At 62.2% G+C, this 370-nt stretch carries 1 protein-coding gene and 1 pseudogene; one reads left to right on the top strand and one right to left on the bottom strand.

What is annotated here, in order from left to right:
• Positions 1-218: hypothetical protein (locus ACFWW2_RS17000; protein ID WP_393929882.1), on the bottom strand; the 218-nt coding region annotated here is incomplete at its 3' end.
• On the opposite strand from ACFWW2_RS17000, the pseudogene ACFWW2_RS16995 reads away from it, so the two are divergent.
• Positions 117-370: pseudogene (locus ACFWW2_RS16995) on the top strand (hypothetical protein); the annotation flags it as partial. The gene ACFWW2_RS17000 and the pseudogene ACFWW2_RS16995 sit on opposite strands and share 102 nt — an antisense overlap.

Raw genomic sequence — 370 nt, 5'->3', positions numbered from 1 at the left:
AGATAGTCATCGCCATCACCGCCCAACAGATCGTCATCGCCATCACCGCCCGACAGGCTGTCATCGCCAGAACCGCCACTCAGGGTGTCAATGCCATCACCGCCCCACAGATCGTCATGGCCATCCCCGCCACTCAGATGGCCATGGCCATCCCCGCCCCACAGAATGGCATCGCCAGCTGCGCGGTCGATGACAAGCTGTACGGCGGGGATGGCCATGACGATCTGTGGGGCGATGTTGGTGATGACACTCTGTACGGCGGGGATGGCGATGACTATCTGTACGGCGATTTTGGGGATGACACTCGGTACGGCGGGGATGGCGATGACGATCTGTGGGGCGGGGATGGCCGGGATTATCTGAGGGGCGG

This window comes from Yoonia sp. R2-816 (genome assembly GCF_046762905.1).
In the GTDB taxonomy this organism is placed as follows: domain Bacteria; phylum Pseudomonadota; class Alphaproteobacteria; order Rhodobacterales; family Rhodobacteraceae; genus Yoonia.
Note: the sequence above shows the minus strand (reverse complement) of the source record. Positions and strands in the feature narration are given on the sequence as shown.